Below are 26,912 nucleotides of genomic sequence, written 5' to 3'. Positions count from 1 at the left end.
TTCATCGAATCTACTTAACCCGTAATCTTGTAAAGAAAATACTTAAGAAAATCTTGCTAACTAGCAAGGTAATCACAATATGATTGTATTTATTTTATATCAAAAACAACATCTTTTTCTACTAAATTAGATACATTTAAAGTAGGTATGATAAATTTGTTAAAAGAAGTGTTTTCTGTTTTTGCATGTAATATTCCTCTTGCTGTTCCCACTGTAATCACACAAAGATGTTCTAAAAAGTGTTTAGGAAAAGTAACTTTCTTGTTTGAAAGTATGTTTTTATTCCATGATTCTTGCTCAATATCAAAATTACAAATTACGGTTAATACGACAATTGGTTGACCAGAATGAAGAAATTGAAATTTCATTTTGCAAGCAATAATTCTATCATCAGGATTAATTGAAAATTGCAAATCTGATTGTAAATCGTTTTCATTCGGGACATTTTCAACTTCAAATGTTGCGAATTGTTCTGTAACTATGTTTAGTAACCTAAAGGCAATATTTTTTTTTGTCTCCATTTTGTTATTCATAATAATTTACTTCTGGACATTCTTTATCCGTAATATAAGTACCTAAAGGAATTACTTTTGTTTCTTTTTCGCCTTCAATAGTCTTCTCAATTTTATTCAGATGTGAATGAATTTGTCTACTCATTGTTGTCATATTACTACAGTCAATAGTAAGACAATTGTTATTTTCATTAACGTGTATTAATTCAATTCCTAATGCTTTGTCAATTCTTCCTATTGTAAATAAACCAATATTTTCAGAACCTTTAACCCATTTGTTAACTGTCTGTGGTGATACATCAAGGAGATTAGCTAAGTCTTTTTGCGATAATTTTCTCTCTCTAAGTATTCTTAAAATACGAACTGCAACTTGTTGAGAATAACGTAAACCTTCTTTGTCCTCAAATCTTTTGTTGCTTTCTTCTATCCATTTGCTAGGAGCTTTAGAAACTAATACTTCTAATTTGTTACTCAGGTCTTGATTTTTCATAATGGTAGTTTTAGGTAATGATGTCTATGTATCCGAAGTCGTCTTCCTCTAATAGTCCATTTTCTTTTAAATATGATGCTGTAATTTTTAGTTTTGATAATTCTATTTCGGTGTGGTCTTGCTCATCCATTGCTCCCGTGAGCTTTATTGCGCTTCCTGAGACAACGAAGCATTCGGGATTAATACGCACGGCATAAATGCGAAGCCAAGATGAATTTCCCGTTCCATATGCCTTAGATTCTTGTAGTATATAAGTTTGGTCATTTTTGTGTAATGGATAAAAAACTAAATCTTGCAATGAATCATTTGTTTCAAATTTTCCAATTTTTGCAATTCTCCTGATTGTTTCTTCAAAGATTATTGCTTCCTCTATTGTTGAAAAAATAGCTTTTTCAATTGATATAGTTCCGTAAAAACCTGATTGCAAATCAGTTTTATTATTTTCAAAAAAATCTTCTAAATACTCTGTATCGTTCCAATTCCTGAATGCTAACGTAAATTCATCACAGTCATTCTGCCCAAATTGAATGGCTAATAATGTCTTCTCAACGATTGCAAATATATTAACTATTTCCATACAATCAACTTATAGGCTTATTATTTTAACTTTTATTTACGCAAATATTTGTTGCAATAATCCTTTTTTCCAAGCCTACATTTTTTCAATTTGTAACTGACAATTATTAATTTTATCATTAATAATAGAAAGAAAATTGACAATTTTTATTTGCTCTAGAAGACAAGGTAAAGAAATATCAACATTTAAAAGTGTTTTTCCATGAACACGTTTACTATCTGATCCATTTTTTTTTATTCAGATTATCCAATATTTTTGCATAATCCCCAACTTTTGCACCCGATCCTGTAAAATTTGGATTTTGTAAAGTAAGAAAAGTATTGAAATGTAAAAAGCACCTCAATGAGGTGCTTTTCGCGGAGAAAGAGGGATTCGAACCCCCGGACCTGTGACAGTCAACAGTTTTCAAGACTGCCGCATTCGACCGCTCTGCCATTTCTCCAGTATGTCGCTTTCGTTATCGGATTGCGAGTGCAAATATAAGAAGCTTTTTTGGATTATAACAACTTTTTTTTAAACTATTTTAAAATAAAATAATAGCACATAAAAAAGAGACATATATACATGAAACACACCTTTAAACAAATTGTTAAAATTGATTTATTCGATTATACTTACATGAATAACCCAAATTCATTTAGGATTGTTATTTTTTAGTTAATATCACAATCTAGATTTTTTCATACCTACTTAAATATCTATTTTTAAAAAATTACAAACCCCACGTTATAAAAAATGACTAAGAAGTTCTTCAAAAAGGTTGCAATCATTATTCTAACCTTATTTATATTTTTAGTAATTGTTCTCACAATTGTTCCTTATATTTTTAAAGATGAAATCAGAGCTAAAATAGAAAATGTAGCTAATGAAAATCTAAATGCACAACTGCGTTTCGACGAAATCGGACTATCTGCTTTTAAACATTTTCCAGCATTGATTCTTTATGCGAAAAATGTCACTGTGGTAAACAAAGATTTTCAACTAACTGCACAAAATGTTGTCAGCGCCAAAACAGCTGCAGTTGGAGTCAATTTTTATAGTTTATTAAAAGGTAAAATTGTTTTAGATGCTGTTTATCTGGATGACGCCAATTTAAATCTTGAAATCGATACTAAAGGAAAGTCAAATTTTGATATCGTAAAGCCCTCTGACGCTGTTGCAGATACTACCCAGACTGAATTTAAAATTAAACGGGTTATCATAAACAAAACAAACATCTCCTATAACGATAAAAGTGCTGTCTTAAAATTTAAAGTTCAAGACCTAAGCTATAAAGGAACAGGTGATTTAAGTGCTGCTTATTTTGATCTTACTTCTACCGTAAAAATAAAGTCATTTGATTTCAACGTAAACGGCATAGATTATGTCCGAAATAAACCTATAAATGCCGAAATTATTACCGACATAGATACGAAAGCCCTTAAATTCAAATTCGAACGAAATACTGTTCGTATTAAAAATTTCCCTTTTTCTTTTAATGGCCATTTTGCATTCATAAAAGGAGGATATGATTTTGACTTACGAATGCAGTCAAAAAATTCAACATTAGAAGAAATGCTTTCAATCATGCCACCCGCTTACGACAAGTGGCGCGAACAGATGCTCATTACTGGTAATATCAATTTCAGGATTTTTGCTCGAGGAAAATACATGCAAGACCAATCAGAAAAACCAGTTGTTTCTGCAGATTTACAAATCAACAAAGGGACTATTGCTTATAAAAAAATTAAAGAGCCTGTAAAAGACATCAATATCAATGCTAAAGCTTTGATTAGAGATTTAGACATCAATAAATTAAAATTTGATTTAGAAAACTTGTCTTTTAATCTGGACAAAAAGAAAACTGTCATTAATTTTCATTCAGAAGGTTTTAAAAAATTAAAAATTAAAACTGCTGTAAATACTCATTTAGACGCGGCAAAATTTAAAGAAGCTTTAAACCTAAACCAGCACGATATTCGCGGACAAATCGTTGTAGACTTAAAAGCCGATGGTGTGTTTTTTAGAGACTTGGGCTTTAGCACCCGTTTAAATAAAATGGATACCATAATAAAAAGTATTCCGAAATTTGATTTGAAGATCAGTTTAAAAAATGGTTATTTAAAAAATAAAGCCAAAACTGAAGCCATAAAAAACATCAATTTAGATTTAAGCTTAACTGCAAAAGACAGTATTTTACGTAATATCTCAGGTAAAATTGCCAATTTGAACGCTGAGGCTCTTGACAATTTTATTCGTGGCCGCTTTGAATTACGTAAATTATATCCTTTTACGGTAGACACCGAATTAGATTCTAAAATCAACCTAGCTTCAATACACAAATTCTACCCATTAGACAGCCTGGAAGTTAAAGGGGAATTGAATGCAAAAGTAAAACTAAGTGGCGTTTTAAACCGTAAAGAAAAAAAATACCCCTCATCAAAAACAATTATAACTATTAAAAACGGATATTTAAAATCACTTAAATTCCCAAATATTCCCATCGAGAATATAAACGTTAGCACAGCCATAACAAGCATCAAAGGCACTGCACAGGATTTAAACGTAAAAGTACAACCTTTGGAATTCCTTTTAGCAGGCTCCCCTTTTAAAATAGAAGGAGAAATTACTAATCTTAACGATTTAGTTTACAACATCAAAACGCAAGGAACTTTAGATATTGGCAAATTAACTAAAATATTCCCCATTAAAGATGTTAGCATCTCAGGCTTAATCGAAGCTAATCTTATCGCAAAAGGCTCTAAAAAAGATTTAGATGCCAAAAATTACGACAATATTAAAAATGGCGGAAAACTCCAGGCCAAAAACATAACTATAAAGAGCGTTTTGTTCCCAGAGACCTTTCAAATTTCTAAAGGAACATTCAAATTTTTTAAAGATAAGATGCGGTTTGAAGATTTCAATGCCTCATATGGTAAATCCGACATTGTATTGAATGGCTCTATCCATAACGTTTTAAGATATCTTTTTAACAAAAAGTATCTGTATCAAAATAATGAAAAACTGAAAGCTGATATAGATCTTTCTAGTAATCATATCAACGCAAAGGAATTTTTTGATATGATCGCACTCTATACAGATCAAAAAGCCGAAGAAGAAGCAACACAAAAAACGGATTCTACAACCGTAAACAATACCTATAAAAATAACAAAGACAAAAATAAAAACTATGTAATTAGAATTCCAAAGACGGCAGATCTAAAAATCACTGCAAAAGTTAAACAACTTGAATTCGACACCTACAAGATTAATGATTTTAATGGAAACCTAATCGTTAACGACCGAAAGGTTCAAATAACTCAGGCCGCTTTTAATATGGCTGGTACCAAAATAGAGATGACAGGAGATTACAAAGCCCAACATCGTCTTTTAGCTAAATATAATGCTAATTTTAAAGCTAGTAATTTTGATATTCAACGCGCATATGCAGAAATTCCGATTTTTGCAAAAATGGTTAATATGGCCAAAGATGCCTATGGTTTGGTTTCGGTAGACTATCAACTTGCTGGAAGTATTGATCAAAACATGGATATTGATTTTAAATCTATTAACGGTGAAGGAACATTGACGCTTGAAGATATTAAATTTAAAAATTTTAAGCTTTTAAACCATGTTGCAAAAAAAGCTGATGCGGCAGACTTAGAAAAAGCCTCTTTTAATAAAATTGACATTCATTCTACCATCAAAAACAACGTAATGAGCATTACACCTACCATTATGAAAATGGCTGGTTTTAGAGGTAAATTAGAAGGTCAAGTTACTATGGATGGTAAATTGAATATAGGTTTCCGACTAGGGCTACCACCGATGGGTTTTATTAATATTCCGATGAAAATTACAGGTACCGCAGATGATTTTGAAATTTCTACTGGTAAATTCAAAGAGGATACCACTTTTGCCGAAGAAAGCGAACTTAAAAATTTGCAACCAGAACAAAGGAGACCGAGAGTTAGAGACACCTTAAACGTATCAAATCAACATCCACAAAAATAGCAACGCTTATTTTTCATTTCTTAATTATAGTAAATTAAACAAACGCAAGCTTGTCACTCTGAGGAATAAAGCGTCTTCGTGAGAAGCTCAACAATACAGGAATACTTTGTATTAGTTTCTTGCGGAGATTCTCAAACAATCGCAAACTTGTCACTCTGAGGAACGAAGAGTCTTCGTTAGCAGCTCGACAATACAGGAATACTTTGTGTTAGTTTCTTGCGGAGATTCTTCGTGCCTCAGAAAGACAAGATTGTGGTTAAAAAAAAACTTCTTGATAGCACCCTCTTTAGTGGCGCGACAATACAGGAATATTTTACGTTAGTTTCTTGCGGAGATTCTGAAACAAGCGCAAACTTGTCACTCTGAGAAACGAAGAGTCTCCGTTAGTAGCTCGACAATCTAAAATCACTTTGTATTAACTTCTTTTGAAAATGTTCGTTCCTCAGAAAAAACAAAATTGAGGTTAAACAAAAAAAGCACCTCAATGAGGTGCTTTTCGCGGAGAAAGAGGGATTCGAACCCCCGGACCTGTGACAGTCAACAGTTTTCAAGACTGCCGCATTCGACCGCTCTGCCATTTCTCCAGTATGTCGCTTTCGTTATCTGATTGCGAGTGCAAATATAGGACGCTTTTTCGATTATAAAAACTTTTTAAGCGCTTTTTTTATATATTTTTTCACACTTTTTTCAAGTATCTAATTATCAGTATTTACGAGAAAAACCTTTTAACTTTTATACTTCGGAATTATCCAAAATTGATACTGGTTTCTTGTTTTCATCAACAGCAACAAACGAAAAAGTCCCTGAAACCACCGTTTCACGAAGTTCTGAATACATTTGTTCCATGAAGATATCCACGTGAATTTTACAGCTTGTTCTTCCAACACTGATTACTTTGGCAACTAATTCGATTAACGTTCCCGCAGGTATCGCTTTTCTGAAATCAATTTGTCCTGTAGATATTGTTACCACTTTCTTTCGACTGAATCTTGTAGCACAGATAAAAGAAACTTCATCCATAAGTTGTAATGCCGTTCCTCCAAATAATGTATCATAATGATTCGTAGTATTCGGAAAAACTGCTTTAAAAATATGCGTCTCTGATTTTAAAATTCTTTCTTCTAATGTCCCCATATTCATTAGTAACTTACGTATTCTGTTATTTCAAGTCCATAACCTATCATCCCAACACGTTTTGTTTGTTCTGTATTTGATACTAATCGGATTTTAGAAATATCAATATCATGTAAAATCTGCGCTCCTATACCATAATCCTTACTATCAATGATCACTTTTGGTGCTTTCATTATTCCTTGCGATTGCAATACTTTAAGCTCTGTAATTCGACTTAATAAATTCACAGCTTGCATATCTTGATTGATAAACAATACTGCTCCTTTTCCGTTCTCATTAATCACCTTAAACATATCATCTAATTGTTGCTCTGGATTATTAGTTAATGTACCTAATAAATCATTATTTACCTGCGAAGAATTAATTCTCGTAAGGATTGATTCTCCTAAGCTCCAATTTCCTTTTGTTAATGCAATATGAATTTGCTTATTGGTAGTTTGCTCATAAGCTCTTAAACGGAAGGTTCCGAAACGAGTCTCTAGATCAAAATCTTCTTTCTTTACAATTAAACTATCATGCTTCATTCTATAAGCAACTAAATCCTCTATAGAAACCAACTTCAAGTTAAATCTTTTTGCAACTTCTACTAATTGTGGCAAACGAGACATTGTTCCGTCTTCATTTAAAATCTCACAAATTACACCTGCTGGTTTAAACCCTGCTAATCTAGCAAAATCAATAGCTGCTTCTGTATGTCCAGTTCTTCTTAATACGCCACCCTGTTTTGCTACCAATGGAAAAATATGCCCTGGTCTTGCTAACTCATGCGGTTTTGTATTAGAATCTGTTAATGCTAATACCGTTTGCGATCTATCAGAAGCAGAAATACCTGTAGTTACTCCATTCCCTTTTAAATCAATTGAAACCGTAAATGCAGTTTCCATATGATCCGTATTATTAGTAACCATTGGCCTTAAGTCCAATTCTTTACAACGACTTTCTGTTAATGGTGCACAAATTAATCCACGACCATGTGTTGCCATGAAATTAATCATTTCTGGAGTTACTTTTTCTGCCGCGGCAAGAAAATCACCTTCATTTTCACGATCTTCATCATCTACTACAATAATTACTTCACCTTGACGAATAGCTTCAATAGCCTCTTCAATAGTATTAAGTTGTATTTTATTTGTTGACATAGTTAGGTTTTGTTTTGAGAAGAAATAAACCTCTCAGAGAATTTTTTAAATAACTTATTTATTGGCGTCAAAATAGCATCCATGCTTATTAACCCAATATCGTTAGTAGCGCGATACGTTAATAAAACTGCTAATGGCGTAAGTATAAAAGTAGACATCCATGCCCCCATAAAAGGAGTCAGTCCATCTTCTTGTGAGATTCTTTTTCCGAAAGTATTGATAAAGTGGAATGTAATAAATATCAAAACCGCAAAGACTATTGGTAATCCAAGTCCTCCTTTTCTAATAATTGCTCCAAGTGGTGCACCAATAAAAAACATCAAAAAACAAGCAAAAGCAATTACGTATTTCTCGTAAAGCGCCATCAAATGTCGGTTAATATTTCGCTGTTTTTCTTTTAATTCATTCTTTGTACTTTCGATAGAATACATTGTGCTTGTAAGATTGCTATTCGCTACTTTTAGTATTTCTACCTTTTTTTCATTGGTATAAAGCGATAAAAGATCATTTGGCAATGGCTTTTTCTTTTTATCAAGCTTAACCGTTGGTATTCCTTTTGCAATTCCAACCTTTTGATTGATGTTTTCTGAAAAAGAAAGAATTTCGGTATTTAGATTTTTAGTCAAGGAGTCCAAAGTATAGCGTAATTCGCTAGCATTAAGCATTCCATTGGTATTACCTACTTCTTGATTATCCTCAACTTTGTTTAATTCAGATAAATCTATGTTGATGATTTCCTTTTTAAATGACGCTTTAATAAAAGGCATTTTGCTTCTATCTTCGTATTTCTTGGGGGTTACATCTTGGTAATAATATCCATCATTAAGTACTAACTGTAAAATACTAGATTTATCATTACTTATTAATTCACCTGTTTTAGATTTAATAACCGTTTTATTCTCACCGCTATTATTTGCCTTTTCATGAATAGTCACCCCTGTAAGATGATTTCCATTTGGACCAGACTTTTTATTTACTTTAATATTGTAAAACCCAACATCGCTAAATTGTCCTTCGGCTATAGCCATTGCAGGCTTAGCTTGCGCGATACTTTTTCGGAAGTTTATAAACTTATATTCAGCGTACGGAATAACATTGTTTGCAAAAAGGAATGCTACTATACTCAAAAAACATATGAATACAAATAAACCTCTCATGGCTCGCTGTAGCGAAATCCCTGATGCTTTCATTGCAGCAAATTCATAGTTTTCGGCTAAATTCCCAAAGGTCATAATCGAAGCCAATAAAACAGATAACGGCAATACCAACGGAATAATTCGTGGCATCGAAAACAGTAAGAATTTAACAACAAGAATTAAATCCAAATCTTTACCCGCCAATTCGGCTATAAACAGCCAAACGGTTTGAAGAATGAATATAAAAAATAGAATTACAAATACCGTAGTAAATGTAAGAAGGAAAGTCTTTAATAAGTATTTGTCTAATATTTTCAACCCGTAATTAATCTAGTTTATTGATATAATAATTTGGATATTTACTTTGCACAAAGGTAAACTGATTTTTTGATAATGGCTGATTGGTTTTAAAAGAATTAACGGTTAATGTAGTTTTTGTTCCGTTCTTTCCCATTTCGATTAAATTATAAATATGCTTTGTTTGCACATCGATCCCTAAAAGGATTTCTTTACGCTGATCCTTAGCACTTGTTGGGATTAATTTAATGTATTGGATTTTTCTTCCTTTTACATTCTGAACAATATCCATTGTATATTTATAACCTGAATTAAAGAAAGTCAACATTTTTGAAGGCGTAATCGCATTATCATCTTTCTCATTGACTTTAGAAATTGTAATTTCTTCATCTTCTGGAACGATTGTATATGTTTTCTGACCATCAAAAATCTTTGTAACACCCATAAAATTCAGCACAAACTGATTTCCTTTTATGGTAACATTTCCTTTACTATCCTGATTAATATTCTCTTTACTATTATTCAGACTGTATTTAAAATCAATAACAATATTATCGTAGCTTTTTACCTTTGCTGTAACTTGATCCAGTAATTCTTTGGCTTTTTTATCTTGAGCCTGAGTAGAAAAAGTAACAAGGAATAAAAAAACAATTTGAAGAACCCTCTTAGTCAGGCTGTTTACATTGTTCTTTTTAAAGTTTAGAATAGTTGATTTCATGATTTAATTAGTTTTGTTCATTGTTAAAAAATTGATCAAGAGAACTTAAATCTAAAATATTCACACTTCTAGCCTTACTACCTTCAAAAGGACCAACAATCCCTGCCGCTTCTAATTGATCTATCAATCGACCAGCACGGTTGTAGCCAAGTTTTAATTTTCTTTGTAATAATGAAGCCGAACCTTGTTGCGCATTAACAATTATCTCAGCAGCTTCTCTAAATAAAGTATCTCTTTCGGAGATATCCACATCAAGATTAATGCCACTTTCTTCTCCAATAACCTCTGGAAGCAAATAAGCTGTTGCATATGCTTTTTGCGAACCTATAAAATCAGTAATTTTCTCTACTTCGGGTGTATCTACAAATGCACATTGCACACGAATAACATCATTACCATTTGAATACAGTAAATCTCCTCGTCCAATTAACTGATCTGCACCTTGCGTATCCAAAATAGTACGTGAATCTATTTTTGAGGTAACTCTAAAAGCAATTCTCGCAGGGAAATTCGCTTTTATCAAACCTGTAATTACGTTTACCGATGGACGTTGCGTTGCAATAATTAAATGTATTCCAATTGCACGCGCTAATTGTGCCAAACGCGCAATAGGAACCTCTACCTCTTTTCCTGCAGTCATAATTAAATCGGCAAACTCATCGACTACCAAAATAATATAAGGCAAAAATCGGTGTCCTGCTTCTGGATTTAATTTTCTTCCTTTAAATTTATCATTGTATTCTTTGATATTTCGAACCATTGCATCTTTTAACAAAGAGTAACGATTGTCCATTTCAACACAAAGTGAATTTAATGTATTTACAACTTTTGCATTATCTGTAATAATAGCATCTTCAATATCTGGTAATTTAGCCAAATAATGTCTTTCGATTTTATTAAATAGTGTTAACTCTACTTTTTTAGGATCTACTAAAACAAATTTTACTTCGGCTGGGTGTTTTTTGTACAACAAAGAAGTTAAGACCGCATTTAAACCCACCGATTTTCCTTGTCCTGTAGCTCCTGCCATCAATAAGTGAGGCATTTTGGCTAAATCGACAACAAATGTTTCATTTGAAATTGTTTTACCCAAAGCAATTGGCAATTCCATTTCAGCTTCTTGAAACTTAGCTGAACCGATAACGCTTTTCATCGAAACCATTGTTGGGTTCTTATTTGGAACCTCAATACCAATAGTTCCTTTTCCTGGAATTGGCGCAATAATACGAATTCCCAATGCTGATAATGACAAAGCAATATCATCTTCAAGACTTTTAATTTTCGAAATACGAATACCTGCTTCTGGTACAATCTCATACAGTGTTACCGATGGACCTACCGTAGCTTTAATTTGAGCGATTTCGATTTTATAGTTTCGAAGTGTGTCTACAATTTTATTTTTATTCTCTTCTAATTCTTCCTGATTGATTGTAATTCCTCCAGTAGAATATTCTTTTAATAAGTCGATTGTTGGAAACTTATAATTGGATAAATCCAACGTAGGATCAAACAATCCGAAATCTGCAACTAGTCGCGAAGCCAAATTCTCTTCGACTATATCTTCTTCTGGAGCTTGCTCTATTACAAACGACTCTGTATGTGGCACTACAACTTTTGATACAGGAGTAACATCCATTTTTATAGCCTTTGCTCCTGGATCTAAATTAATTTCAGATGAATGAGTAATAGTAGGCTTTAGCGCCTCTTTATTAATTTCAAATTGAGTATCCGGAGTTTTTAAATGAATATCGTCTAATTCTTCATTCTCTTTAATTGCGAATTCTTCTAAATTATAAGCCCCTTTCTCTTTATTTAAAGGATTAGCCGCATTTAAATCTGAGCGAATTTCTTTTTTTGTATTATCAAAGAACGACTGAATCTTGTCTGGAGATATTTTCATTTTAAAAATCAAATAAATAATCAATCCAAAAAGCAAGCTCAATAAAGTTCCTGTTTTACCAATATAATCTTGTAAAAACAAATTTAGCTCATACCCTATCGTTCCACCTAATTCAGGAGCCGATGTGGCAAAAAAGCCAAACAATACAGATATAATAATTATTACAAACAAATCCCAAAACCAGATATTCTTAAGCTTACTTGTGGAAAGCTCCAATATCAAAAACATTCCTGTTAAGAAAAATAGGCGAACAAATATAAATGCTGCTAAACCAAATCCTTGATAAACCAATAAATCTGCCAGATAAGCTCCAAATTTTCCGAGCCAATTTTGCACAGGTTCGCTTCGATCAGTAAGCGCAGCTAAAGCACTCTGATCTGTTTGTCCGTAGATATAAAAGGAAATAAAAGCAACTAATAATGCAACTGAAAATAACACCAAAAGGCATCCCAAAACAAAATTATGCTGTTTGGTCATTTTCCAAGACGCAATAGTCCCAGACTTTGATTTATTTTTATTGTCTACCGTTTCTTTTTTTGTTGTTTTTGCCATTCTTATTTTGGGTGCTAATCGCTTATATATTTTTTATATATGGTATATATATTGTTAATCCGATTGCTATTGCGGTCATTGCTGCAAAAAATACTGCGCCCGCAGCAATATCTTTGATAAAACCGATTCTTTCATGATAATCTGGATGAACAAAATCGGCTACTTTTTCTATAGCCGTATTTAATCCTTCCACACTTAATACTAATCCTATTGCTAAAATTTGAAAAAGCCATTCCGTACTTGTTATTTGAAAATAAAAACCTGCAATAGTCATTATAACTCCTAATGAAAATTGCACCATAACACTATGCTCCGTGCTTATTAACTTTAAAGCACCTTTATAGGCATAAGTAACGCTTTTTAATCTTCCTTTTAAAAAAGTAGTATCTTTTTGAAACTCCATTTCTAGAATTTATAGTGCAGCTAGTGCCGCTTCGTAATTTGGTTCGTTTGCAATTTCAGCTACTTGTTCTGTATGCGTAACTTTTCCGTTTTCATCTACAACAATAATTACTCTTGAGTGTAAACCAGTTAAAGGTCCATCAACGATTTCTAATCCATTTGCTTTACCGAAAGCTCCAGCTTGAAAATCAGATAAATTAACTACATTTTCTAATCCTTCAGCACCACAAAAACGTTTTTGAGCAAAAGGTAAATCTCTAGAAATACATAAAACTGTAGTGTTCTCAAGATTACTTGCATTTTCATTAAATTTTCTAACTGAAGTTGCGCAAGTTCCAGTATCGATACTTGGAAAGATGTTTAAAACTAATTTCTTACCTGCAAAATCACTTAATGAAGCAACTGATAAGTCGCTCTGTACTAATTTAAAATCAGCTAGTTGTGAACCAACTTTTGGTAATTCGCCTGAAGTATGAATTGGATTTCCTCCTAATGTTATTGATGCCATGATGTTTGATTTTTTGTGAGGTTCAAAAGTAATGATTAAAATTCGAATCTAAAAGAATTTTGTTACGGGTTATGGGAAGAATTAGTCGAGTTTTAAAACAACTAATTATTAGGGATTTTATTGTCATAAAATAGATTTCTACAGGCTTTCTGGCTATTTAATACCTTTCTGACAAAAGAAAAAAAATGCTTGTTGGGCAAATTTTATTTTGTTTTTATGTGACGCTTCGACTCCGCTCAGCTTGACAATACTGAGAATGTACCCCATGTAATTTCAACCTTTTTAATCTTGATTGTACCATCTCTTATATGATGCTTCTACTTGGCTAAACATGATAAAATTGGACATAAAAAAAACGCACCCCGTAAAGAATGCGTTTTTAGATAACCACTGTTTTTCTAACTATTTAAGCTAAATCAACTATTTATCGATTGACCCCAAAACACGTTTCATAAACGTATTCAAAGCTTCTTTTTTATCAGTTCCTTGAACTACCATTTTATGTACTTCTAATGCACCGTACATATTAGAAATTAATTCACCAATTACATCTAATTCTTCATCTTTTAAAGATGGAATTTCGGTCATTGCTTCCAAAACCTCAATAGTTTCAATGATGTAATCTTGATCATTTTCTTCTATAAACTGCGTTAATTGTTTTATTACTGGTAATTTCATATTTTATACTTCTTAGATTTTTAGACATTCTTAGACTCTTTAGACTTTCTTGAAAATTTAGACCACTTTACCAGAAGTCCAAAAGTATAAATCAGTCTAACCTATCTTATTTAAGCAATTTCATTTACTAACTCGATTAAAACTTCTTGTTTATTAGTTTGTGTCTCATTAACCAGTTTACCATTTACGAAAGTGGCAAATGTTGGTAAATTTGTAACATTGGCTAATTTTCTTGATTCTGGTGAATTTTCAGCATCAACTAAAACAAAAGTCAAATCTTCTTTTTCTGCCGCTAATTTTTTGAATTTCGGTTTCATTATACGACAATTTCCACACCATGAAGCCGAATATTGCACGACAACTTTCTCATTTTTAGCAACTAAATCTGCTAAAGTATCTTCATTTAATTCGATTAACATATCAATATATTTTTGAGATGCAAAGTTGCAAAGACGCAAAGTTGCAAAGTTTTTATTTCTAGTTTTTATATTAGTTACAAAGGTTCAAAAGGACAAAATTTTACACTGTGTAAATAGTTGCAACAAAAAACTTTGTTACTCTGTACCTATGAACCTTTGTACCTTATATTTAATTAGTTTGCGCTTAAATACTCAGCTGTACTTAATCTATCTGCGCTCATTGCTTCTTTTCCAGCTTCCCAGTTTGCAGGACAAACTTCTCCTTTTTCTTGGATATGAGTGTAAGCATCAACCATACGTAAGTATTCGTTTACGTTACGACCTAATGGCATATCGTTAACACTTTCGTGGAAAATTTTTCCAGTTTCATCAATTAGGTAAGTAGCTCTGTAAGTTACATTAGAACCTTCGATGATAACTGAATCTGTTTCTTCGCTGTACTCTGTAGAATCAATATCTAAAATTCCTAAAATGTTAGATAAATTACGGTTTGTATCAGCTAAGATTGGGTAAGTAACTCCTTCGATTCCACCATTGTTTTTTGGAGTGTTTAACCAAGCAAAGTGTACTTCGTTTGTATCACATGAAGCTCCTATTACAATTGTATTTCTTTTTTCAAATTCTGGTAAAGCAGCTTGAAAAGCATGTAATTCTGTTGGACATACAAAAGTAAAATCTTTTGGGTACCAAAACAAAAGTACTTTTTTGTTATTGTTTACTGCTTCTTCAAAAATATTGATTTTCAAATTGTCTCCCATTTCTGAGATAGCATCTACTGCAATACTTGGGAATTTTTTTCCTACTAAAGACATATCTTTCGCTTTTTAAGTTAATTATTTATTTGGTGCAAAAATAGTGCATAAATCAACCTAGAAGCAATAGGATACGATTATAAAAATTTATCGATCAATAACATTTACCTATATTAAATATTCCAAAATCTGTAACCTATTGTAAGTCAATATTTACAGGTAATTTTCCAACACATTTTTTATTTTCAATAATTTGAATTGCGGCATTTTTTTGAAACTCAACAAAATCTTGATACACTTCAATAAGTCCTAAAGCCTGTTTTCCGTTTGGAATAATTGGCAAAGCATATGGATTTCCAAAAACATAAAGAATACATTTTTTTGAAGTCAACAACTTCCCTAATAATTCCAAAACCGATTCTTCGATATCAAAATTATTTAGTGGTTTTGCTTTTGGCACAAATAAAGAAATGATTATAGTATCAAAAGCAGCTAAGTCTTTTTCAACAGAAGCAATAGTAATATCTCCTGCATTAATTGCAAACTCAGGACTTGACAAATGGGAGTTTAATGTTTTGAAGAAATCATTATCTACATTTTTATACAAACTTAATTTTGCAAGCGTATTGTTTTTATGTGCTTCAAAAACAGTTTCAGAATTGGAGTTATCAATTAGCTTAGTGATACTCTTTTGTGCAATTTTTTCATTTAATAACGCTGTTCTCTCAAAATCTAAAACTCCTGAGCCTATTGCTGCTTCATTAAGAATTCCTGCTTTCTCTTTGCACTTCAATATTCTATTAAAACTTTCTTCGATACGTTCTGGTGTTGCTTTTTCAAGAATTGCCTGAATTCCTTCTGGTACATTTTCTGCAAAACACAAAACATCGTTTCCTGCATTAAAAGCTTCCCATTCTAATTGTCCTTTTACATCATACAGTTTAGACACGCTATGCATGTTCAAAGCATCAGAGATAACTAAACCATCATACCCTAATTGTTCACGCAACAACGTTTGGATAATTGATTTTGATAAGGTTGCCGAGGTATCTTTTCCTGAATTTAAAGCTGGAACTGCTAAGTGACCAATCATAATCGAATCGACATTATCTTCGATTCCTTTTATAAATGGGTATAATTCGTTTTCTAATAATTCTTCTAAAGTTTCTTTTAATACTGGTAATCCTAAATGCGAATCGACATTAGTGTTTCCGTGTCCCGGAAAATGCTTCAAACAACCTAAAACACCAACATCTGACATTCCTCTTAAATATTCTAAAGCAAAATGCGCTACCTTTTCTTTATCCTCTCCAAAGGAACGGTAACCAATAACAGGATTATTAGGATTGTTATTGACGTCTGCCAATGGCGAAAGATTGTATTGAATTCCAACTGATTTTAAATCCAAACCTATTTGCTTCCCTACTTCGTAAACCAAATGTGATTCACTTTCTGGTAAAGCGCCAAGTGTAATTGCATAAGGATATTGTGGTGTTTTTTCGACACGCATTGCCAATCCCCATTCGGCATCGATACTAATTAAAAGCGGCGTCGTTGCACATTTCTGGAATCGCTCGATACGCTCTTTTAACTGTTTATAACTATCATCATTGAACACAATTTTTTTATTGCCTTCGTAATTTGTAGCTGCACTGGCACGACTATGAAAAAAGGTAAGTCCGCCAATATTATATTCTCGAATTAAACGTTCGGTTTCCTGAATATTTTCTTCGGTATCGTTTATAAAAACTGCAGGAAAGAAAAACTGTCCTACTTTTTGTTGTAGTGTTTGTGGTATTTTGTTCATTGGGTTATAGCTTTTTTTTCATGCATACACTATTATCCATCACATCATAAGGTGGATAATTTGGAATTACAGCATAATCTTGTTTTTTATATAATGCAATCGCTTCTGGTTGGTTAACTCCTGTTTCTAATAGGGTATATTTATAATCTACTTCGGTTGCCCATTTTTCTAACTCCTTCAATACAGCTGATGCAATTCCTCTTTTACGATAATCAGGATGCACAAACATACGCTTGATTTCGGCAACGTCATTTTCTTTTTCTCTAAAAGCGCCACAGCCAATAGCTACTTCATCTTCATAAATTACAATTGCATGCTTTATTGTATCTATCCCATTAAATTGATTGTAAAAATCATGATCGGCTCCATCTCTAATTTTTAAATCTTGATTTAATAAAACTACCAAGTTTTTAAAGTCGATATCTTCTGAATTGGTTCTTTTTAGCGTAATCATACGATCAGATACTTATAAATTATTTCACTTAAGCTTGCTCTTCTTCTTTTTCGCTAATAGCGTTTTGGTATGTAAGGCTTTTTCAAGTCTATTTTTAAATCGAAAGAGCTTTGGCATTCCTTCAAGTCTGTCTTCAAGTGTAATTACTTCGTAAATCAGAATCGCTTTTTCTAATATTCGAATTTCGTTGTCAATATCATTCTGATTTTTATAAATGGTAGCCAGACGGTCATAAGAGTGATTTCCTTTAAAACCTTCATTACTATTTTCTTCGTATAACGCAATTGCTTTCTCAATCTCACCTTCTTTTTCAAATTCAATTGCTTTCAGGTTACGTTCAACCTGTATGTTTTCATTGATTTCCATGGGCGTTATATTCTAATTAAATCTTATTCTATCTTCTTACCGAAATCTTGTGGGAAAATTAAAAATCTAGAAAGTATTACTCCAGGAATTGTAGCTAAGAATACCCAAACAAAGAAATTTGCGTATCCTAAATATTCCTGAATATATCCACTTACCATTCCTGGCAACATCATTCCCATAGCCATAAATCCTGTAGCAATGGCATAATGTGACGTTTTTGATTCTCCTTCGGCAACATAAATTAAATACATCATAAAGGCAGCAAAACCAAAACCGTAACCAAACTGTTCAAGAATTACCACAGCATAAATATAATATACAGATGAAGGATGAAAGTAAGACAACAAGACAAAGCCAATAATTGGTAGGTGCATGGTTAAAATCATCGGAAGCATCCATTTAGTAAGACCATGTCTTGAAATAGCGATTCCACCTAAAACTCCTCCGAGCATTAGAGCAATTAATCCAAAGGTTCCGTAAATCAAACCGATATCTTCGGTATCCAATCCCATTCCACCTTTTAGAACCTCTTTTTGAGCTCCTTTGTTTAAAACTAGCTGATCAACAAAGTTAATTCTGGCTTTGTTCAGGTTTTTATATTCTTTTGGATCTTTATTTTCAACCTCTAGCAAAGTTTTTTTAGTATTTGCCATTTGAGCCGCTATAGGCAATTTTGAATAAAGTAATTGCAACTCTAAATCAGATAATTTCTCTCCGTTAGCAACTTTTGAATTATAAACAGCCAATGCTTTCGCTTGACCTTCATCCGAACTTGATTCGACTAATTCATATTTTATCGGATCTACCAAAAATGGGGTTAGCATTTTCATCAGTTGTGATTCACCCAAACGAAACAACAAGATAAAAGCAAGTATTAAAACGATTTGCTTTTTTCTGAAGAAGCTTGCAAAAACAGAACCAAAACTTTGATCTGCAATTTCTTTGGGAGTTCCTGTTGCGGTACTTTCTGTTTTAGGTGTAGAAAAATAATTATAAGTCGTTATAACAGCCATTAGCAAACCAACAAAAATCATGGTATAGGACCACGCTTTGCGATTATCACCATATTTATGCTCTAGATACCCTGCCAAAAGCACGATTAATCCATTTCCGGCAAGCATTGAAATTCTGTAAAATGTACTTCTGATTCCTAAGAAAAAGGACTGTTGCTCTTTTGGTAAAACCAACAAATAGAATCCATCACTGGCAATATCATTCGATGCGGAAGCGAAAGCCGCAACCCAAAATATAGCTAAGGTTAATATGAAGAAATTATGTAGCGGAATTGTAAGTCCAACAATTAAAAAGGCAATTGAAATGACCAATTGCATCGCCAAAAACCATTTTCGCTTCGTACCGTGCAAATCGATAAAAGGGCTCCACAAAGGTTTAATAACCCAAGGCAGATATAATAAACTCGTATAGAGACCAATGTCTTCGTTGGTGATTCCTAAGTTTTTATACATCAATACAGAGACTGAGATAATTACTATATAAGGAAATCCTGATGCGAAATTCAATAATGGTATCCAAAACCAAGGTTTATTATTTTCTGTTTTCATCTGTTATTTCAGCTACGTTTACTTTAAATCCTTTTTTTAAATCGATACTAGTCGGAGCACTTTCGTTTGCATAATAATCAATAAAAGTGATTGCACACGCTTTATATTTTTTCATTGTTTTTTCTGAAAGCACAAAGTAAATAGCACCATCTATTTCGTGAACTGTTAATTTATCAATAATTTGAGAAGGATCATTGATATCAATTTTAGCTTCACTCGTTGCACCATAAACAACCATATAACGTACCTTGGTATTCAATGGATATTTAACATTGAACGAATAATTGATACTATCCTTTGCAAATTCATTTACCACAGGAACATCAACAACCACCTTCTTAAGATTTGGAACTGCTGCCGGAAGTGCTGGGTATTTGTATTGGTTTTCAGCCAAAAGACGCACAACATCTTGATTCTTATTAATCAATAATTTAGCACTAAAATAAGCGCTCCCTGTCACGTTTTTAAATCCTCTGGCAAAATCTACCTGATTTGGAATTTCTGTTGGCAAATTCCAACTTTTATCACTGTCGGCTCTAATTTTATAAGGACTGTGTCCGATGTAAATAGCGGTGTTATTTGAGTTTTCTGACCACCATTTTACTAGTTTTGTATAAGAAGCCCTCGTATTGTTCATACTCCAATACAATTGTGGCAGGATATAATCAATCCATTTTTGATCCATCCACAAAATAGGATCTGCATATAAATCATCATAATTAGATGTCGATTGTGTATCTGAACCTTTAGGATCTTTTGATTTATTACGCCAAACACCAAAAGGGCTAATTCCGAATTGAACCCAAGGTTTACACGCTTTTATAGTAGTCGAAATCGATTCTACAAAATTACTCACATTGGCTCTGCGCCAATCGGCTAAACTAAGACCACTTCCGTATTTTTTATAAGAAGCTGTATCGTTAAATTGTTTTCCTGGTACAGCATAAGGATAAAAATAATCATCAAAATGAATTGCATCAATATCATAATTCTCGACAACCTCTTCAACAATAGATGTTAAATGCTCCTGAACTTCTGGCAAAGCAGGATCGTAATATATTTTCCCTCCATATTCAATCATCCATTCCGGATGCTTAATTGCATCATGATTTGGACTCAAACTATCTTTTTTTAAATCAAATGTGGCTCTGTATGGATTCATCCAAGCATGAAACTCAAATCCTCTGTTATGCGCCTGTTCGATCATCCAAGCCAAAACATCATAATAAGGCTTTGGTTCTTGTCCTTCTTTTCCAGTCACAAAACGTGACCAAGGAGCTAGTTTTGTAGGGTAAATAGCGTCTCCAACACTTCGTATCTGTACAATTACTGCATTAAAATTCAATTTTTTATAAGTCTCTAAAATTTCGAGGTAATCTGCTTTTTCCTTTTCAACATTATCAACTTTGCTTTTTGGCCAGTCAATATTAACAACGGTAGCGATCCAAACGCCTCTAAATTCGTTCTTAGGATATCGTGATTTTTCTTGAGCACTTCCACTCCACCCTAAAAAAATAAAAAATAAAAAAAATAGTATTACGTGCTGATTTTTATGCATTTCAATCTTAATTTATACAGAATTCAAAAATAGTTTTTTTAGTGAAGTATAAAGGATAATTTATTAATAAAAATTTATAACTCACAGAAATATAAGCTTTAATCTACACAAATAGCGTTCCACAATCATTAAACAACTATATATGAACCAGATATACATTATTAATTAAACAATCAAAATTTATAAACACAGTTCCATTATTACAAACTCTTGTCCCGATTTAAAAAAAGTAACCTTCGTATCTATTAAACCCAATTTCTCATAAAATGATTTTTTATTTACTCTTGCATTGCACCAAATTCGCTTTATTCCCTTATCCTTAGCTTGTTGAAAAATATAATTTAGCAATAGTGTTGCAAAACCTTTTCCTTGCTCCTCGGTCAAAGTGGCTAATTTTCTAAATTGCATTTCGTTATGATCATCAAAACAAGAAACAATAGCAACTAGTTTCGATTCATTATATAATCCAAAATGAATCCCTAAATCATCTTCCTCTAACTGTACAAATTCAAAAGGCATCTCAGGCCACATCACTTTATGCCGAATTGCCCAAGTTGCTTCGGCAGGAATTTCTTTGATTGTCATCGTTATTCTTTTTAATTAGCTAAGAAACCAAATTTAGAATTAATTATTTTATCCCTCTTATAACATTACAAACTTCAACTTAAATAGCTCTTTACTTATTTTATTTCACAGAATTAACCTATATAAAATCCAACAACACAATCAACTTTCCCTTTTAAAACTTTCCTAAAGAAATCTCATCCTATTAAAGTCCAAATAAATAAAAATGACACTTCTAAAGTCAATAAAAAATAAACAAAATATGTCTTTCGATTCCGACTAATAATAGTTAATTTTAATAGCTTAATTATATCCCCCCTTAATAATTTACACCCATGAAAAAGATTTTTTTGATTACACTATTATGTATCAGTGCAAATTCATTTGCCCAATTGCTACAATTCGGTCCTATCGTATCAACTAATATAACTTCAATCTCAACAAATGACTACCACTCGGATAGCTCAGGCAATTCAGTAGGTTTTGGAGGTTTTGCAAGAGTAAATCTATTGATGCTTTATGGACAAGCCGAATTTGGATACGCACAATCTAAATTTACGATCTCAGAGACTGGTCTTGTCAATACAGATTATAAATTATCAGGAACCGAAGCGTCATTAATTGTAGGTTACAAAATTGTTCCATTAGGCAAACTCGGAAATGTTAGAATATTTGGCGGTTACAACTGGAAAAATTACTCTAGCATAGACACTAGCAACAATCTAAACTACATAGATATTGTAAAAAACAATAATAGTTTTATAGGTGGTGTAGGCGTTGATCTATGGAAATTAACATTAGATTACAGGTACCTAGGCGGAATAACCGATATTGATGCATCTAACGCAAAAGTAAAAACGGCTGTTTCGAATATTAGCTTAGGATTTAAATTCTAAAAAAAAAATTCATTATATAATAACGAGAACCTAAGTAAAATTAAGTTCTCGTTTTTTTTTGAATATTAGTTTAAAAATTAAATAATTTACTGTTTCCCATTATCTTAAATTCTTTTTCTTTTGTATTTTTATGAAATTAAGTGTCTATTAAAACTATTATTTAATCTTAACCAAAACTAAAATGGGAAAATTTGTTATCACAAAAAGAGCAAACGGAGAATTTCAATTTAATTTAAAAGCAAACAACGGACAAACGATTCTTGCAAGCGAAGGATATTCGGCAAAAGCAGGTTGCTTAAACGGAATCGAATCTGTAAAGACCAACTCACAAGACGATTCTAAATTCGCAAGAGAAACAGCTAAAAACGGAAAACCTTATTTTAATCTAAAAGCAACCAACGGTCAGATTATCGGAACTAGCGAAATGTATGAAAGCGTTGCTGCTAGAGACAACGGAATCGAATCTGTAAAGACAAATGCGCCTACTGCAACTACAGACGATCAAACTGTTTAAAACATATTTTCTAAAAGATCAAAACCACTCTTATCGGGTGGTTTTCTTTTTAGGAGCATTTTCCAGCTCTTCGCTATATCTTTTTATCTTCAAAAAAAGAAGATAAAAAGGATGCCACTACGATCTGGGCTAGGGATTTATAAGTCATTATCAGCTATCTAATACGATTCAAAATTGATTTAGCGTTCAAAATTAAAGGCTAATTCTGACATTCCTTAACGAAACGTTAAAATATATAAAAATATTTTTTAAAATAAAAACTAATAATCAGCAACTTAAATTTATTTTTCTTCTACATTTACTAATAAATTTAAAATAAATTATGAAAACAGGAGTAGTAAAATTTTACAATGAAGCAAAAGGATTTGGATTCATTACTGAAGAAGGTACAGGACAAGACGTATTTGTTCATGCATCAGGCTTAAAAGATCAAATTAGTGAAAATGACTCTGTTCAATTTGAAATAGTTGACGGAAAAAAAGGCAAAAATGCAGTAGAAGTTACAGTAGTTTAATACTAGCAACTTCAAATTTGCACTAACAATGAATGCCTATTGGTTTAATATGAAGATAAAGAATACTATTCGATACACTCCTCTATAATAAAACCCTACAAATCACTCACGACTTAGAAAAATAAAAAATCCTGTAAACAATGTTTACAGGATTTTTTTATGTGAATTACCTGAGATTACAATTAAATGCTCTATTTCTATGTTAACTCGTTGGGTTCAATTCCAAAACCAGATGATTTGACACAGATTAGACAGATTCTTTATCTAGAATACACCGATTCCGATACCGAAAAATAAGCTAAAACGCATCGCATAATTAATCAAGGATATTTTCTATATTCGTCTAAAAAAAACACAAACATATCATATAAAGCTAATCCGATCTATTATTATTGTAGCCATTTTATGCCTAGTTCAAGTATCTTGTGCACTTGCTTACCGCTGAATAAGAGAATCTAACCTAATTTTTAAAATGAAACAAAATATAACAATATTGATTTTGGCAACATTTTGTCTTTTTTCTTGCAATCAAAACAGCAAATCAACACCAGAAAAAATCGGACAAAGTCAAAAAATAAATGATAAAGACATTTATACCAAAAATAAATATACAGATTCTAAAGGTGGAAGCATAACTATACAGAATAATTTACCAAAAGGAGGATTGAAATACACAGATATAAATGGCGAAGTATATAGTTATGCAGTATTTTGGACTCGGATAACAAACGAAACAGATAAATCTCTTGAACTGAAAATTAATTTCCCTTTAGATTCTTATGAAGTTCCGTCATTGCCTAATAAATACTATAAAATATTGATTCCTTCCGATACAATGACAATTGAAAAAGCACCTATGTTTCTTTACGGCATATCGAATTTAAAACCCTTTTTAGACAATAATCTTCATAAAGAATCAACGTTAGAAAGAACAATTAACTCCAAAGAATCAAGTGGTTTTTATATTGTAATGCTTTGCTTGAGTGAAGGAGCGCACGGAACTTTGAGAACAGAACTCAACCTAAATGAGGGAAATCTTTTTTATAGAATAAAAGTGGATGGCACAAATAGCAACCATAAATCAAGTGATAAAGAAATACCTTGTGGAAGCATTAATTTAAAGGATTTGAGTTTACAGAAATAAATATTAGCGAAAAACAATTAGAGTTTTAAGAAGACTTTAAGGAACGGAGTTATACTTTAAGTAACTAAATTTTAAATCCTGCTTCGGTAGGATTTTTTAATTCTAACTTTTAAAGCAACTCTTTTTTGGACTTTTTTATGAATATTTCGTTTTTATCTTTCGTGATAGTTCTACCTGTGCACACTATTAAAAAATGGTTTAATTTAAAAATTATACTATATAAATAATTAGTATAATTTATCTTTACAGTAGTTTTAGAATAAAATAGAATTTATTGATTAAAAAAATATGGAAAATCTGATTGAAAAATATAAAAGTTTAAATCTAGAAGATATTTTAGATTATGAGAAATTTAATATGATTTCCATTAGTCATCATTCTACTCGAATTGAAGGTTCTACTCTTACTGAAATTGAAACACAAGTACTAATAAACAATGGCTTAACTCCTAAAGGAAAACCCCTCATTCACTCTTTAATGCTTACAGATCATTATCAGGCTTTAACTTTTGTTCTTAAAGAAGCACAGAATAAAAGACCTATTTCATTTGAACTTATTAAAGAAATTAATGCTAAAGTGATGAAGAGCACTGGAAACTTATATAATACTATTTTGGGGGAAGTCGATGCTAGTAAAGGAATGCTACGTAAAGGGAATGTATCTGCAGGGATTTCTTATTTCCCTAATTATGATAAAGTTGAAAAGTTAACAAACAATTTGGTAGAACTTCTCAATGAAAAGATTGGTAATAACTTATCTGTTGATGATCAGTTAAATTTATCATTTGATGCACATTTTAATCTTGTTAGTATCCATCCTTTTTATGATGGAAACGGAAGAACATCCCGTTTATTAATGAATTATATTCAAGCTTATTATAATTTACCTCTAGCTATCGTAAATAGTGAAAATAAACAGGATTATATAAATACTTTAGTGGAAACTCGAAAAAATGAAGACATTTCAATTTTTAGAAATTTTATGCAGAATGAGTATAAGCAATTTTTATCAAATGAAATTGATAAATATGAAAAGCAGATTAATCAAAAAAACAGTACAGGATTTTCTTTTCTTTTTTAGAAGTCTTTACAGTTATAATAATTGTTTACGTAGATAAATAACGTGAAAACCTATTCCGGATCTTTTCTGCAGGAACTAAAACAACGTTAAAACAAGAACCAGGGACGAGCTCGAGAGATGTAAAATAACGTGAAAACTTAAAAAAAACATGAGCAAGATAACCCTAATAGAACTGTTCGCTATATTATGTGAAAAAGTTGGAAAAGAAACCGCAGAAAGTTTAACTACTTATATTGAATCAAAAATTGACAAAGAGGTAGAGTATAATACTATGCATATGGCAACAAAAGAAGATTTAGCAAAGGTTTTATCTGATATAAAAACAGATATGCTCAAATGTTTTATTAGCTTGTTTATTGTTTTGGCAATTATGATTCTAGGGTTATACTTTAAGTAACCAAATTTTAAATCCTGCTTCGGTAGGATTTTTTTTGTCGTCAAATTTTTAAAGCAACTCTTTTTCGGACTTTTTAATGAATGTTTCATTTATCGTTTCTTAATTGGTTCTACCTATGTACCATCTAAAAAAATGTGCTTAATTTAATATATACTATATAAATAATTAGTATAATTTATATTTACTATAGTGAATAAATTAATAATGATATTTCCTATATTAGCTTAAAAAAAACACTAACTTAAGGTATAAAGCCTATTAAAAATGGTGTTACTTGAGTCAATGTATAGCTCCAATAAATAAGTTATGCGTCATGCTACCAAAAAACAACCTTATGAAAAACCTATTTTTAATTTTATTTGCACTATTAACTGCATACTGTAATGCTCAAAAAATATCCGAAGACCATATTGACGAGTTTACTAAAAACCACGTTAAAAGAACGAATTGGGAAGGATTAACATTTGAAATGAAAGCAGTTACTAGTTATAGATTCAGTAAAATTGATAATCAATATTTCATACAACTTAAAATAATGCTGGGCGATGTTTACTTTTCCATAAATGAAAATGACGAGTTAATGCTGAAACTTATAAATGAAGAAATCGTAACTCTAAAAAATATTAAATATACAACAACTTGTGTTGGTTGTGGGTCTACTGGTTTTAATGGTTCTCAATCACAAGGTATTAATGTCATTTATAATATTAGTAATGAGCAATATCAATTATTAACACAAAATACTATTTCTAAAATTAGAATTTACACAAGCAAAAATTATATTGATTTAGAAATTAAAAAGAAAAAAGCGGATATTTTACAAAAAGCATTGAAATTGCTTGAATAATT

General features: G+C 31.7%; 28 protein-coding genes and 2 tRNA genes. 8 read left to right on the top strand and 22 right to left on the bottom strand.

The window, feature by feature from the left end:
- Nucleotides 1-89: 89 nt before the first annotated feature.
- The 5 genes from QWY99_RS04930 to QWY99_RS04915 form a co-directional block, all read right to left on the bottom strand.
- On the bottom strand, nt 90-521 hold the full coding sequence (locus tag QWY99_RS04930) for a hypothetical protein (RefSeq protein WP_290262239.1): 432 nt from the start codon (nt 519-521) through the stop codon (nt 90-92).
- A gap of 4 nt (nt 522-525) precedes the next feature.
- Entirely contained in the window at nt 526-1,002 is a 477-nt protein-coding gene (locus QWY99_RS04925; RefSeq protein ID WP_290262236.1) for a helix-turn-helix domain-containing protein, read from the bottom strand.
- A 10-nt stretch (nt 1,003-1,012) separates the two neighbouring features.
- On the bottom strand, nt 1,013-1,579 hold the full coding sequence (locus tag QWY99_RS04920) for a hypothetical protein (RefSeq protein ID WP_290262234.1): 567 nt from the start codon (nt 1,577-1,579) through the stop codon (nt 1,013-1,015).
- 75 nt (nt 1,580-1,654) lie between these two features.
- Nucleotides 1,655-1,816, bottom strand: coding sequence for a restriction endonuclease subunit S (locus QWY99_RS22225; protein WP_353960576.1), 162 nt, complete (start codon nt 1,814-1,816; stop codon nt 1,655-1,657).
- A 120-nt stretch (nt 1,817-1,936) separates the two neighbouring features.
- A tRNA-Ser gene (locus tag QWY99_RS04915) sits at nt 1,937-2,021 on the bottom strand.
- A gap of 293 nt (nt 2,022-2,314) precedes the next feature.
- Here QWY99_RS04915 and QWY99_RS04910 point away from each other — a divergent pair.
- Nucleotides 2,315-5,572: an AsmA family protein gene (locus tag QWY99_RS04910; RefSeq protein WP_290262230.1), complete on the top strand. Its 3,258-nt coding sequence runs from the start codon at nt 2,315-2,317 to the stop codon at nt 5,570-5,572.
- Between the two features lie 499 nt (nt 5,573-6,071).
- On the opposite strand, the gene QWY99_RS04905 is transcribed toward QWY99_RS04910, so the two are convergent.
- The 17 genes from QWY99_RS04905 to QWY99_RS04825 all read right to left on the bottom strand — a co-directional run bounded on the left by QWY99_RS04905 (nt 6,072) and on the right by QWY99_RS04825 (nt 21,539).
- Nucleotides 6,072-6,156 (bottom strand) — tRNA-Ser (locus QWY99_RS04905).
- A 148-nt stretch (nt 6,157-6,304) separates the two neighbouring features.
- Entirely contained in the window at nt 6,305-6,706 is a 402-nt protein-coding gene (locus QWY99_RS04900; RefSeq protein WP_290262227.1) for an acyl-CoA thioesterase, read from the bottom strand.
- A gap of 5 nt (nt 6,707-6,711) precedes the next feature.
- On the bottom strand, nt 6,712-7,845 hold the full coding sequence (gene ribB, locus QWY99_RS04895) for a 3,4-dihydroxy-2-butanone-4-phosphate synthase (RefSeq protein ID WP_290262225.1): 1,134 nt from the start codon (nt 7,843-7,845) through the stop codon (nt 6,712-6,714).
- A 2-nt stretch (nt 7,846-7,847) separates the two neighbouring features.
- Nucleotides 7,848-9,299: an LptF/LptG family permease gene (locus QWY99_RS04890; RefSeq protein WP_290262222.1), complete on the bottom strand. Its 1,452-nt coding sequence runs from the start codon at nt 9,297-9,299 to the stop codon at nt 7,848-7,850.
- Nucleotides 9,300-9,306: 7 nt separating this feature from the next.
- Nucleotides 9,307-9,996, bottom strand: coding sequence for an outer membrane lipoprotein periplasmic chaperone LolA1 (lolA1, locus tag QWY99_RS04885; protein WP_290262220.1), 690 nt, complete (start codon nt 9,994-9,996; stop codon nt 9,307-9,309).
- 7 nt (nt 9,997-10,003) lie between these two features.
- A complete protein-coding gene (locus tag QWY99_RS04880) occupies nt 10,004-12,448 on the bottom strand; it encodes a DNA translocase FtsK (RefSeq protein ID WP_290262218.1) in 2,445 nt (814 codons plus the stop codon).
- A 22-nt stretch (nt 12,449-12,470) separates the two neighbouring features.
- The gene (locus tag QWY99_RS04875) at nt 12,471-12,851 is read right to left on the bottom strand and encodes a diacylglycerol kinase (RefSeq protein WP_290262216.1); all 381 of its coding nucleotides are present in this window, start codon (nt 12,849-12,851) and stop codon (nt 12,471-12,473) included.
- A gap of 9 nt (nt 12,852-12,860) precedes the next feature.
- On the bottom strand, nt 12,861-13,358 hold the full coding sequence (tpx, locus tag QWY99_RS04870) for a thiol peroxidase (protein ID WP_290262215.1): 498 nt from the start codon (nt 13,356-13,358) through the stop codon (nt 12,861-12,863).
- A gap of 420 nt (nt 13,359-13,778) precedes the next feature.
- Nucleotides 13,779-14,036, bottom strand: a complete 258-nt coding sequence (locus QWY99_RS04865) for a DUF6952 family protein (RefSeq protein ID WP_035621165.1) — start codon at nt 14,034-14,036, stop codon at nt 13,779-13,781.
- A 110-nt stretch (nt 14,037-14,146) separates the two neighbouring features.
- Nucleotides 14,147-14,455: a thioredoxin family protein gene (locus tag QWY99_RS04860; protein ID WP_290262208.1), complete on the bottom strand. Its 309-nt coding sequence runs from the start codon at nt 14,453-14,455 to the stop codon at nt 14,147-14,149.
- A gap of 173 nt (nt 14,456-14,628) precedes the next feature.
- Complete coding sequence (locus tag QWY99_RS04855; protein ID WP_041519144.1) at nt 14,629-15,267, bottom strand: peroxiredoxin; 639 nt, start codon at nt 15,265-15,267, stop codon at nt 14,629-14,631.
- A 136-nt stretch (nt 15,268-15,403) separates the two neighbouring features.
- Nucleotides 15,404-17,014, bottom strand: coding sequence for a glycoside hydrolase family 3 protein (locus QWY99_RS04850; protein WP_290262195.1), 1,611 nt, complete (start codon nt 17,012-17,014; stop codon nt 15,404-15,406).
- Nucleotides 17,015-17,018: 4 nt separating this feature from the next.
- Nucleotides 17,019-17,468, bottom strand: a complete 450-nt coding sequence (locus QWY99_RS04845) for a GNAT family N-acetyltransferase (RefSeq protein WP_290262190.1) — start codon at nt 17,466-17,468, stop codon at nt 17,019-17,021.
- A 24-nt stretch (nt 17,469-17,492) separates the two neighbouring features.
- Nucleotides 17,493-17,834, bottom strand: a complete 342-nt coding sequence (locus QWY99_RS04840) for a hypothetical protein (RefSeq protein ID WP_290262187.1) — start codon at nt 17,832-17,834, stop codon at nt 17,493-17,495.
- Nucleotides 17,835-17,857: 23 nt separating this feature from the next.
- Nucleotides 17,858-19,396, bottom strand: a complete 1,539-nt coding sequence (locus tag QWY99_RS04835; protein WP_290262184.1) for an MFS transporter — start codon at nt 19,394-19,396, stop codon at nt 17,858-17,860.
- Nucleotides 19,380-20,954 (bottom strand): glycoside hydrolase family 10-like protein, encoded by a 1,575-nt coding sequence (locus QWY99_RS04830; RefSeq protein ID WP_290262181.1) that lies wholly within the window; start codon nt 20,952-20,954, stop codon nt 19,380-19,382. Before QWY99_RS04830 ends, QWY99_RS04835 begins: the two co-directional genes overlap by 17 nt.
- Before the next feature lie 180 nt (nt 20,955-21,134).
- Entirely contained in the window at nt 21,135-21,539 is a 405-nt protein-coding gene (locus tag QWY99_RS04825) for a GNAT family N-acetyltransferase (protein WP_290262178.1), read from the bottom strand.
- 314 nt (nt 21,540-21,853) lie between these two features.
- On the opposite strand from QWY99_RS04825, the gene QWY99_RS04820 reads away from it, so the two are divergent.
- The 7 genes from QWY99_RS04820 to QWY99_RS04790 all read left to right on the top strand — a co-directional run bounded on the left by QWY99_RS04820 (nt 21,854) and on the right by QWY99_RS04790 (nt 26,910).
- Nucleotides 21,854-22,414 (top strand): putative outer membrane beta-barrel protein, encoded by a 561-nt coding sequence (locus QWY99_RS04820; protein WP_290262174.1) that lies wholly within the window; start codon nt 21,854-21,856, stop codon nt 22,412-22,414.
- Between the two features lie 181 nt (nt 22,415-22,595).
- Nucleotides 22,596-22,928 carry a YegP family protein gene (locus tag QWY99_RS04815; protein ID WP_290262171.1) on the top strand — a complete coding sequence of 111 codons (333 nt, stop codon included), beginning with the start codon at nt 22,596-22,598 and terminating at the stop codon, nt 22,926-22,928.
- Nucleotides 22,929-23,250: 322 nt separating this feature from the next.
- Nucleotides 23,251-23,442, top strand: a complete 192-nt coding sequence (locus tag QWY99_RS04810) for a cold-shock protein (RefSeq protein ID WP_290262168.1) — start codon at nt 23,251-23,253, stop codon at nt 23,440-23,442.
- A 472-nt stretch (nt 23,443-23,914) separates the two neighbouring features.
- A complete protein-coding gene (locus tag QWY99_RS04805) occupies nt 23,915-24,586 on the top strand; it encodes a hypothetical protein (RefSeq protein WP_290262166.1) in 672 nt (223 codons plus the stop codon).
- 288 nt (nt 24,587-24,874) lie between these two features.
- A complete protein-coding gene (locus QWY99_RS04800) occupies nt 24,875-25,666 on the top strand; it encodes a Fic family protein (protein WP_290262163.1) in 792 nt (263 codons plus the stop codon).
- A 148-nt stretch (nt 25,667-25,814) separates the two neighbouring features.
- Nucleotides 25,815-26,063: a hypothetical protein gene (locus tag QWY99_RS04795; protein WP_290262160.1), complete on the top strand. Its 249-nt coding sequence runs from the start codon at nt 25,815-25,817 to the stop codon at nt 26,061-26,063.
- 334 nt (nt 26,064-26,397) lie between these two features.
- On the top strand, nt 26,398-26,910 hold the full coding sequence (locus tag QWY99_RS04790; RefSeq protein WP_290262158.1) for a hypothetical protein: 513 nt from the start codon (nt 26,398-26,400) through the stop codon (nt 26,908-26,910).
- Nucleotides 26,911-26,912 lie beyond the last annotated feature (2 nt).

Source organism: Flavobacterium branchiarum, assembly GCF_030409845.1.
GTDB lineage: Bacteria > Bacteroidota > Bacteroidia > Flavobacteriales > Flavobacteriaceae > Flavobacterium > Flavobacterium branchiarum.
Note: the sequence above shows the minus strand (reverse complement) of the source record. Positions and strands in the feature narration are given on the sequence as shown.